Here is a 9,871-nt window from a genome sequence, read left to right as displayed (position 1 = left end):
GTTCAAACTGCCAAGGATAAGGGTAGCAGGATAACACCTCTTCGATGATTTGTGGGATGGATTTGTGTTGGTGGATGTGGTAGTTATTTGTTTTGGTGAGTAGGTAAGTCCATGGAGATAAGGTGAGTTCATAGACGGCATGCCTGTTGTGTGTGGTGAGTTTGGCACAGCTGGTGATGATGCCATGTCTTGTGACTTGTCCTGTGATGGTTCTATCATCGATGGGGTGTTTGTCATTTAAGTCAAGGGATATGCCTAAGGGCGTGCCGATGAGGGAGCTTAGGTCTAAGTGAGAGGCGACGCTTTGGTAGGAGGTGGTGCCTTGGTGGGGGTACCCTCTTTGGGGTGGATGATACTGCCATGATAAGCTTCAAAACTGACATAACCTTCTAGCCCCTCTATACCATGGGCAGGGTTGCCATGTTCGTCTTTGGCTTTGACGATGAGTTTGTATTCAAACAGTCCGTTGATACTCTCTACCCCTTGTAAGCTGTCGAACCATAGATAAGGCGTGCCAGATACACTTTTGGCAGATAAACAGAGTGTAGATGAGCACGATGGTTCATGGGGGTATCTCCTTATGGGCAAGATGTCATGTGTGTGATGTGTGTGGTATATATTTCTGGGCTGTGTTGAACAGACATGCAGGGTTAATGAGAATGATTTGATTGTAGCATGGGAGGTGGGAGGGGTCAAGGGGGGGGGTACTCTTAAAATAACACCGCAAAGAAAACCGTTGGTGGCAAGCAATGCTTATCCATAACGGTTTCTTCCATGTTAACAGTTATTACCTAAACCCGTCAATAACCATTGGTCTTGTTGGCTGGCTAGAATTACCATTGATTTTATTGTTTTCACCACCTTTGTTGGCGATATCCCCATACTCCAAAGAATTATGAATGTAAGTACCATAGATATATTTCATATCGCTATCATTTAATAATGGTACTGCATATCCACCACCTTTTTTAGTGTAGTTGTTAAAATGTAGTTGTAACATTTATTATAAAAGGCGTTTAAGATTTTATCGGATTTCATCTCATTTAATATTTATCAATGTTTTTCATGGCATCGTGTTCTTTTTTATTTTTGTTTTGTGGGTTTGAAGCGGAATGATATTTTCTAGCCCTATACCTGCTTTTTTAATAGCTACCGCTTTTAAGATTTCAAAACAAATAAATTGATAGTGAAATTTGACGGTTCTCTTTGCGTAGACTTGCATAAGGCGACCATGTTCTTGGGCGGTGCGACCTGTCACTGGTTTTTCAGTTAACTGCTTTTTAGTATAATAGCCTTTACTTACAAACCAATTATAATCAATATACTCTTTATCCTGACGGTAGTCAGTGGTCAATTTTCTACTGACTTCCCTGTATTCCTCTGGATACCCTCCCCCAATGTCTGAATGAGCCCCAGGTAGGCTACACTCAAAGCCAATACCATCTTTGATTGCCCCCTTGATTTGGGTTAGAGGAAAATGATAGCGGTAATCGTTTTGGGCAGTCAAATGAAAAATATAGTTAATGTCTTGGGGTTTGCCGATGTCTAGACCTAATTCTTTAACATCATTATAATGTTTAACATCGTCAGATGAGACGGTATCTAATATCCCAACGAAGTTAATTTTGCTTCTTTTGAATGTTTCTGTTTGTTTTATATGGCTACAAAAATGTCTCGCCCAAGCCGCTCCACGACTAAATCCATAAACATTAAAAATAATATTTGCAGGTTCTATATTTGTCTTTTGAACCATTCTGTGTAGTTGACTTGTCAAAGAATTACGACGAGTGGTTCGTCCGCTAGACCCTGTCGCTAAACCCAAGCCTTGACTATCATCATTTTTATACTGGGTGGTACCAGAACCCTCTACATACAGTTTAATAACATTGTTGCCATCAGCTTCCATCATCTCAAACAATAAAGCAATGTTAGAATAATAATTGGTATAGCTTCTTTGACTTGGTCTATCCAAGTGTTTTAACTCAGGGTCTCTATGAGCGGCTGAGTTATAAATATTATTACCTGTACCATCAAAGAAGATATGAATCGTTATGGTTTTTAACTTCACATCCTTACTGGTGTTGGTAGGTTTGGTGGTGGTACCATTTCCTATTGGGCTTGTACCTGCTTTTTTGATGGTAGAACCGCCATCTTGATTGTAATTTGCCATAATTATCCTCAAATTTAATATTAAAATTTATCAAACTCTTCTACATAAGCACTTCTGATAACAGTTTTTTGTCGCCTTGTTTAAACCAAACTTTAAGAAGTTCATCATTGACAAGCTCCACTTCAATCTCCACAGGTTTGGACATATCAAAATTGTCTTGCCAGTATTGGTAATATTCTGAGGAACGATCGCTTCCCCCAGTACCAAACATATCGCCCGATAAATTGAGTAGCAACTCGTAAGGCTTGTCATCTATGGCAAAGCGTAGCACAAACACCACAGGAATGGATTTAAAGGGTTCGGTGTGTTCTTCTGGTTTATGGATAATGAATTCTTCGCCATTCAACAGATTGGTTCTATAAGCAAGCAATTTGGCATTGCGACCCGTCAGCTTAAAATGCACTTGTACAGGATCAAAAAACCCTTCGTTGTAATACAGATGTGCCTTTTCTTGAAAGTCTTTGTATTCTTCTCCTAACTTATAATTTCTGGCAGAAGTTTCTCGGTCTGCAATTTCATAACAGATGTCCGTACCCTTCGTAGCATAAGTTTGATAGCACCGCTCTCCCCGCTGTAAGGCTTCAATTTCTGGAGGATAAGTGGCATCTTCTAACGTATCTTGCCACCAATCATAGTCAATGGGTGTGGCTTGATAGGTGCCAATCAGTCTTGCTTCATAGCCTGAGATATACAGATAGATTTTGCCCTTAGGGGCAAACCAAAAGACTAAATGTTCGTACCTGCGACCTGTTTTTAGGGGAAAATATTTATCTGCATACATTATTTGTGGAACAGTCTCCTTAAACATCGCCTTAATCCGCTCATAAGGCAAATCGGTTTTTAACTCATAAAACTGATCATCGGTAGAAGAATATAATAATAACTCCACACGAGCAGGAATGTCCCAAGTGTCGTAAGTTTTGGGTTGGGGTATAAAACTATTCGGTGCACCCCCTGTCCCTTGCTCCATATACCCAAACCAAAAAAAGGGCTTACCATCTTTATTAAACAGTTTTGAATGCTTACGATTATTGCCTATATTATAAGAATAGACAGAGTCGAAATTCACGCTATACTCAGCTTTGTCCATCATCTGATACCTCTTATAACCAAAAAAAATAACAATTGCTAACAGCCCTAAACCTACCAAAACAAATTTGAGATTTTTAGGAATTTTTTGCTTCATAGGCATACCTTATATAAAAATGCAACTTAATTTTCTTCATTTCTCTCATCATCCAAATCCTGATAAATGAAAATTTCTTCACTGCTAAATCCTGTGTTGATTCGCATAGTATAGCCTTCATCATCTGTTTTTCCACGATAAACGGTACCATTTGGGGTGATGATTTTGTATTTAAATCCAACAATAGGGTCGTTATTATCATCCAATAATCTAAACGCCTCATCGTGGGTCATATGAAATTCTGGCAGAGCATAATTTAGGGAATTACCCCCAACACCTCCACAGATGAATGTAGCTTAATCTTTTTAGGCGAGCCTATCTCCACCCCCTCTTTATCTATCTTGATATAACTGCCATTGGAAGTTAAGATGATTTCTTTATCAGCGACAATCTCAATGTTGTTTTTGGCACTGATTAATTTTAGTACTTGCTCTGCAATGATTTCTATATCATCGCTTTGGGCTTGAATTTGAATTTTACCACGAGCAGTAAATAGCTTTATACCTAAGTTTTGTACCAACACCCTTAACCCCTGTGCAATGTTTGTTAATAAGTTTTTTGCACTGGCAATGCTCAATGTTCCTTGTGTGGTTAATGTGGTATTTTTTTGGCTTGCGATATTAATGTTGTTTTGTGATGATAGTATGGTACTGTCTTTTGATGATAACAGCAACTGGGCAGAGGATAGTTCAGGGTGTATTTGACTATTGTCTTCATCGTCCAACTCACTTTCGTGCAACTCGTCCTTGATGATGTTGTTGCCCATAAGGCCATCTAAGTCCTGCTTAAATGATTCTTCCACGTCAATGTCTAATGATGATTCATTAACATCATGAGATGCCGAGAGTTTTAAAAAAGACTTATGAATTTGATGAGAAACCATTAAAGATTCAGAAGACTCCCCCACATCCTTCACATGCCCCACCGTCCCCTGCCTCCCATGCGTGGTAATCACCACACCTTTATCTGCTCTTACCACCCCATGTCCATCAGTTCTCACCTCAAAGCCCTCGCCTCGGTATTCACCTCGTCCTTGGGGGGTGGTAAGACGTCTGATGTGTCCTAGGTTAATCTCGGTGTGTAGGTGGTCGGATTTTAGGTGGGTTTGCAGTTTGTCTTTAGTGTCATCCATGATGAGTTGGTTGGATTTGTCTCCCCCATACTCTTTGGAGCGGATGCCAGAGAGGACTTTTTCATGAGGGAGGGTGTATAGAGGCATGTTGTTTGGATTGGTCAAAGAGCCTGCCACATAGGGCATGTCAGGATTGCCTCCAAAGAAGTCAATGATGACCTCTTGGCCTGCTCTGGGTAGTGCAATGTGCCCATAGTGATCTCCTGCCCAGGTACTGGCGACACGAAGATAGCAGGTGTTTATCTGACTTAGGTCATCTTTGTCATCACCGGTGCGATTGTCTACAAGGTGTCTTTGGGTGAGTGTGGGTTTATCCCAGTGAAACTTGACTTTGATGCGACCGTATTGGTCGGTGTGTATCTCTTCACCTTCTGGGGCGACGACAGTGGCGGTTTGGGTACGGGCAATGGGTCTTGGGCAGGGGGTTGTGGGCACAAGCGGATGTGTGGCAGGGTATGCGGTAAAGCTTGTATCAGCGGTATAGTACTGATGGGTGTTGTTGTCTTCATCGATGGGTTTGATGCTCATCTGTAAGGCGTAGACAACCCAGTCGGTATTCATGCTTTGATGAGGGTGACCTGTTAGGGTAAATAAATGGGCAACCTGTATGCCCTTTAGTCTGCCATGTGCGGTGGCACTTAGGCTTTGATGCCGATAAGAGGCGATAAGCTGTTCGTTTTTTGTGGCCAGCTCATCACCCCCCGCTCGTCTGCCTTGATGCCATTCATAGCGTTGTAGGTGATGGATGAGTGCCTGATGTGGTTTGTGTGTGTCAGTTTGCACCCCTTTTATGGTATCATGAGCCATTAGGGGTTCATTAGGGGTTTTAAACTGATAATCAGATAAGAGACTTTGGGCACAGGTCAGTCTGCTTTTGGGGTTAAAGTGTTCTAGGTATTCAGCATACTCTGGCATACGCTGATTGGGTGGATAGAGCGTCAAGGTGTCATAAAAGGGATTGGCGTGTCTTTTTAGGTGACTGACATGGTCGGTGATGATTAGGGTGTGATTGTCTTTGGTGTGTTCAAAGTAAAAGCTGATGCCATGCTCACTCATGAGGCGAGTGATGAATGCGTAGTCTGATTCGTCATATTGGGTTTGGTAGTCTTGTTCAGGATAGTCATGGATGAGTTCAAACTGCCAAGGATAAGGGTAGCAGGATAACACCTCTTCGATGATTTGTGGGATGGATTTGTGTTGGTGGATGTGGTAGTTATTTGTTTTGGTGAGTAGGTAAGTCCATGGAGATAAGGTGAGTTCATAGACGGCATGCCTGTTGTGTGTGGTGAGTTTGGCACAGCTGGTGATGATGCCATGTCTTGTGACTTGTCCTGTGATGGTTCTATCATCGATGGGGTGTTTGTCATTTAAGTCAAGGGATATGCCTAAGGGCGTGCCGATGAGGGAGCTTAGGTCTAAGTGAGAGGCGACGCTTTGGTAGGAGGTGGTGCCTTGGTGGGGGGTACCCTCTTTGGGGTGGATGATACTGCCATGATAAGCTTCAAAACTGACATAACCTTCTAGCCCCTCTATACCATGGGCAGGGTTGCCATGTTCGTCTTTGGCTTTGACGATGAGTTTGTATTCAAACAGTCCGTTGATACTCTCTACCCCTTGTAAGCTGTCGAACCATAGATAAGGCGTGCCAGATACACTTTTGGGCAGATAAACAGAGTGTAGATGAGCACGATGGTTCATGGGATGTCCTTATTGAATGATTGAATGGTTAGGTGGGGTTAATGAGAATGATTTAGGAGTGATTGGATTTTAGCATGGGAGGTGGGAGGGGGTCAAGGGGGGGGATGAAAATTTGCTTGATTGTTGGAAAAGACAGTTGATGAAAAGCGTCCAAACAGGAACGCTTTTCAAATTTAAGAAAATAAAATCAAAAGGTTTTGTATTACAATTATAACACTTCCACCAAAGTCCAAGTAATCTCCATCGCCTCCACAGTACGCCAGTTTGTGTCCATATGGATAAAATAAGGGGCGATGTCACCTTTTTTAAGGACGACATATTGGCGGTAGTCAATGAGTTGTCCGTCATATTCGTTGATATTGTGGTACCTAAACTGACCACGATTATAATCATACTCGTCTAAATAAATATAACGCCCATCTTGCTGACAAACCTCCCCTGTCTTGACAGCAATAACATCGCCTGTTTCTGACTTAATAGGCTCTGCGGTAATGTCAGGTTTGCTTTTTTGGGGAAAGCTCGCCATAGATTAGGGTCATCAAAGCGTCTTAACCAAAGGTCAGTGAAGTAGGCGTTAAAGGTTTGGTAGCCGATACCACCATCATATTCGTTCATTAATCTAAGAGAGCCATAATGCCCGTTTCGCATCGGACGACAAATGTCATTAACATCCAAATAACTTTGTGGAATAGGCTCATCAGCAGGTAACAGCTGTGGCACTTCATCGGCAATCAAGAGTACGCCATTATCGTATAATTTATGCTCCACTGACTTGGCGGTTACTTGCTCTAATAATTTATTCCTACCACCAATACGCTCTGCCAAGTCATCACTGATATAAGTCCACCAATCAATACTACGAATGCCGTGGTGCATAGCAACAGCATCCCATGTACTTGGCACAGCTATGCCAATAAATTTTTTACATTGATTTAGCTCATCAAAACCATATTCCTTTTCATAACCAATCGCCGTTCCCCAACCCATATAAGCAAAATAAGGGTTTAATTTATGCACGCAATAATTAAACAAATTGATAATTACTGCTTGTTTGTCAGGGTTAAAAAAATCCGCCCTATCCACCCGAAATCTAAGCTGGCTAATATTTTCAAGTTGCCAGTCTCGTTCAGTCAGACAAAACAGCTCATAAGGCACCGCTTCTTGCATGAGCTTATGGTTGCCTGCTGACACAAACCATTCAATGACATCATCTGGGTCTTTGCGCTCTTCTAGGATTTCGTTAAAGCTCGGTAATTTATCAAAGGGTTTTTCTGTCCATCTGCGGTTCTTGGAATTAAACCCCCAAGTGATATGCTCGCCAAAGAGTGCCATATACTGACTGATACAATCTCTTAAATGTTCTCGTGTTTCTTGTAGGTGTCCATCTCTAAAAAATAAACAAGCGGTCAGATGTACATCATTAACGGTTACTTCTTTGCCGTCTATGATGTCATAGTAATGAAAGTCTTCTTTGTATTCGTTCATGTCGTTTAGGGTTTTCACGGGGTTCTCCAAGTTAAGATCTAATCTTAAAAAATCACTATTTGTTCTCATTCTCTCCCCAATATAAAGATTTGTACCACTCATTTGCTTCCTCTAGGGTGGCGATTTTAATATTTGGATCTTTGGTGCATTTCATGTTATGCTGATGAAATAAAGTGGTTAAGGCATCAAAAGCCAACGATGTTTGTGCAAATTCATGATCATCTTGAGCATAAGCGAAGTATTGGCAGGCTTTATCTAAATTCTTGGTAGTACCAAAACCAAAAGCATAAAGTTGGGTTAGATAGGGTAGCAATTCAGGGTCATGTGAGCGTTCAAAATAATGATGATGACGGTAAAAAACTCATTGGCCGTCTTGGAATTAGTTAAGGCTTTAAAGTCACGCAAATCAGCGTAAAAATAACTCTCTCCCCAGTTAAAATAATTATCTTTGGATTGATAACTTTGGTTGCTGGCAATAAAAGAGATGTAACCTCTTAACAGACTCTTGTCTCGTGCCTTTGCCATGACAAGTTCGTAAGTAATAATCATTAATCATTTCTTTTAAAAACTCGTCGCTTTGGTAATTACTAAACTCCTTTAAGCTTCATAATATGTTTTGGTTTCTAACTCATCATAAGCGTGGTCGGCATACCAGTCAATAATACGCCATTTGGCATTCATCTGTCCTTGTCTTGCCAATTCATAATAGACTTTGCCATCTTGATATTTATCCTCATCTGTATAGGAAAAGTTAGGGTCGTTAAGGTCGGCAGTCAGTTTTGAAGCTTGCAATGCGTACATCGCATCCAGATGACCTTCACTGGCTAGTTTTTTGACAATCATCATCTCAACGATCTCTGGCTTATGATAGTAACTATCACGAAAGAATTCGGTTGCTTTGGATGCTTGCCTTGGCGTCCATCTTGGATTGGCAAGCCAAGGGTATTTGCTGCTCATCGTGGTTTCTCCTATATGATTGGATTGGTTTGAATTGGTGGTATCAGTTGGCTGACAAGCCATTATCAACGCTGTGCCTGATAATAAAATAGCATACTTTAACATCTGTTTACCCACATGGAATAAGAAGTTTTTGTCCGATTTTAAGATTGTTAATGTCGGATAGGTTATTTTCCTTGGCAATGGCATTAATGGTCGTACCATATTGTTTGGCAATGGTTGCTAGGCTTTCGCCTTTACGTACGGTGTGGATTTTCATCTTACTAGGGTTGCTTTGTGGATTGCATTGCACGGGTTTGGCAACAGCACCATGAAAGACACGGAAAGCACCTTTGATTCTAGGTTCGCCGATTTGATCTTTGCCTTTTTTGAATCTGGCATAAATGCCACTAAATTTATGATGACCCACAGCTGTTTTAAACCACGCCAATGAAGTTGGAGCATAAACTGTAACTCCTAAGTGTTTTGCCAAACGTTCTGCGATAGAATTGACACCATTACCTGCTTGACAAGCAATGATAACAAGGGGTTTGTCTGATTTGTAGCCATCTTTTATTAACTGGTTGGCAATATCAGCAACTCTTGTGTAGCGTTCTTCACCATACATAATGATATTAGGATTGGCATGAGTAAACAAATAAAAATATCCAGCTTTTAAATGCTTTTCTTTAATGATGGTCTCTGTCACAGGATATAATGAATCATCTGTTGAAAACCAATTCACATATTCAACCTGCTTAATAGAAGCACCCTTTGTATTCTTGATAAGATTCTCAATGGTTACCAATTTTGCACCCTTTGGTACATCAGGCACAGCATCTAGTGCATATCCTTGAAGCTTCATGTCGTCAATCTTTTTGGCGAGAGCGGTATCTTTTTTTCTTAATTCAGCGATATAGCCACTGCTTGTTGCTTGATTATCTGGAATGGTCTTTGCCTTACTACTTGCTGGCACAGCGGATAACTCAGATGGGTTATTTTGATTTATCTCATCATCTACCCACAAATCCGCAACCTCACGGAGATCTAGTACTTCGTAATACCCCATGCTTGGCACAACTTCAAGCATACCATCTTCAAATTGAGGAATAAAACCAAATCTGTCTGATACGCCTCGGAATGTTTCGCCATCTTCATTAAGAATACGATATTCCCTAAAAGGCAACGCTTTTTGCGTAGTCTCATCAATCAGAACAAAGCCTTTTTGTCGTTTTTTTGGGTCGGATTGTGGCAACCTCGGCAC

Annotated in this window: 12 protein-coding genes; all 12 read right to left on the bottom strand. The window is 41.1% G+C overall.

All coding sequences use genetic code 11. The annotated features are described in order from the left end of the window. Positions 1-253 (bottom strand): contractile injection system protein, VgrG/Pvc8 family (locus DX073_RS15125; protein ID WP_404932945.1); only part of this gene is annotated, 253 nt, incomplete at its 3' end. Positions 254-285: 32 nt separating this feature from the next. Further along, entirely contained in the window at positions 286-696 is a 411-nt protein-coding gene (locus tag DX073_RS14015) for a hypothetical protein (RefSeq protein ID WP_220186773.1), read from the bottom strand. A gap of 91 nt (positions 697-787) precedes the next feature. Then, positions 788-1,000, bottom strand: coding sequence for a hypothetical protein (locus tag DX073_RS14150; RefSeq protein ID WP_147279743.1), 213 nt, complete (start codon positions 998-1,000; stop codon positions 788-790). Positions 1,001-1,063: 63 nt separating this feature from the next. Continuing rightward, positions 1,064-2,170 carry a phospholipase effector Tle1 domain-containing protein gene (locus DX073_RS14010; protein ID WP_115008602.1) on the bottom strand — a complete coding sequence of 369 codons (1,107 nt, stop codon included), beginning with the start codon at positions 2,168-2,170 and terminating at the stop codon, positions 1,064-1,066. 40 nt (positions 2,171-2,210) lie between these two features. Further along, positions 2,211-3,263: a DUF2931 family protein gene (locus DX073_RS14005; RefSeq protein ID WP_181814469.1), complete on the bottom strand. Its 1,053-nt coding sequence runs from the start codon at positions 3,261-3,263 to the stop codon at positions 2,211-2,213. Positions 3,264-3,382: 119 nt separating this feature from the next. Next, positions 3,383-3,589, bottom strand: a complete 207-nt coding sequence (locus tag DX073_RS14000) for a hypothetical protein (RefSeq protein ID WP_115008600.1) — start codon at positions 3,587-3,589, stop codon at positions 3,383-3,385. A 23-nt stretch (positions 3,590-3,612) separates the two neighbouring features. Further along, positions 3,613-6,186: a type VI secretion system Vgr family protein gene (locus tag DX073_RS13995; protein ID WP_115008599.1), complete on the bottom strand. Its 2,574-nt coding sequence runs from the start codon at positions 6,184-6,186 to the stop codon at positions 3,613-3,615. 399 nt (positions 6,187-6,585) lie between these two features. After that, positions 6,586-7,689 (bottom strand): type VI immunity family protein, encoded by a 1,104-nt coding sequence (locus DX073_RS13990; protein WP_181814468.1) that lies wholly within the window; start codon positions 7,687-7,689, stop codon positions 6,586-6,588. Positions 7,690-7,726: 37 nt separating this feature from the next. Continuing rightward, complete coding sequence (locus tag DX073_RS14440; protein WP_115008597.1) at positions 7,727-7,984, bottom strand: hypothetical protein; 258 nt, start codon at positions 7,982-7,984, stop codon at positions 7,727-7,729. Further along, positions 7,969-8,220, bottom strand: a complete 252-nt coding sequence (locus tag DX073_RS13980; RefSeq protein WP_115008596.1) for a hypothetical protein — start codon at positions 8,218-8,220, stop codon at positions 7,969-7,971. Before DX073_RS13980 ends, DX073_RS14440 begins: the two co-directional genes overlap by 16 nt. Positions 8,221-8,268: 48 nt before the next feature. After that, on the bottom strand, positions 8,269-8,733 hold the full coding sequence (locus DX073_RS13975) for a hypothetical protein (protein WP_147279742.1): 465 nt from the start codon (positions 8,731-8,733) through the stop codon (positions 8,269-8,271). Positions 8,734-8,737: 4 nt separating this feature from the next. Beyond that, on the bottom strand, positions 8,738-9,871 hold a 1,134-nt coding region (locus DX073_RS13970), incomplete at its 5' end, for a LysM peptidoglycan-binding domain-containing protein (protein WP_147279741.1).

Origin of the sequence: Moraxella lacunata (assembly GCF_900453205.1) — a bacterium.
Classification (GTDB): Bacteria; Pseudomonadota; Gammaproteobacteria; order Pseudomonadales; family Moraxellaceae; genus Moraxella; species Moraxella lacunata_B.
Note: the sequence above shows the minus strand (reverse complement) of the source record. Positions and strands in the feature narration are given on the sequence as shown.

Coding starts and splice junctions, on each gene's coding strand:
- DX073_RS14150 (WP_147279743.1), bottom strand. CDS start 1,000: ATGTTACAACTACATTTTAACAACTACACTAAAAAAGGTGGTGGATAT.
- DX073_RS14010 (WP_115008602.1), bottom strand. CDS start 2,170: ATGGCAAATTACAATCAAGATGGCGGTTCTACCATCAAAAAAGCAGGT.
- DX073_RS14005 (WP_181814469.1), bottom strand. CDS start 3,263: ATGATGGACAAAGCTGAGTATAGCGTGAATTTCGACTCTGTCTATTCT.
- DX073_RS14000 (WP_115008600.1), bottom strand. CDS start 3,589: ATGACCCACGATGAGGCGTTTAGATTATTGGATGATAATAACGACCCT.
- DX073_RS13995 (WP_115008599.1), bottom strand. CDS start 6,186: ATGAACCATCGTGCTCATCTACACTCTGTTTATCTGCCCAAAAGTGTA.
- DX073_RS13980 (WP_115008596.1), bottom strand. CDS start 8,220: ATGATTATTACTTACGAACTTGTCATGGCAAAGGCACGAGACAAGAGT.
- DX073_RS13975 (WP_147279742.1), bottom strand. CDS start 8,733: ATGTTAAAGTATGCTATTTTATTATCAGGCACAGCGTTGATAATGGCT.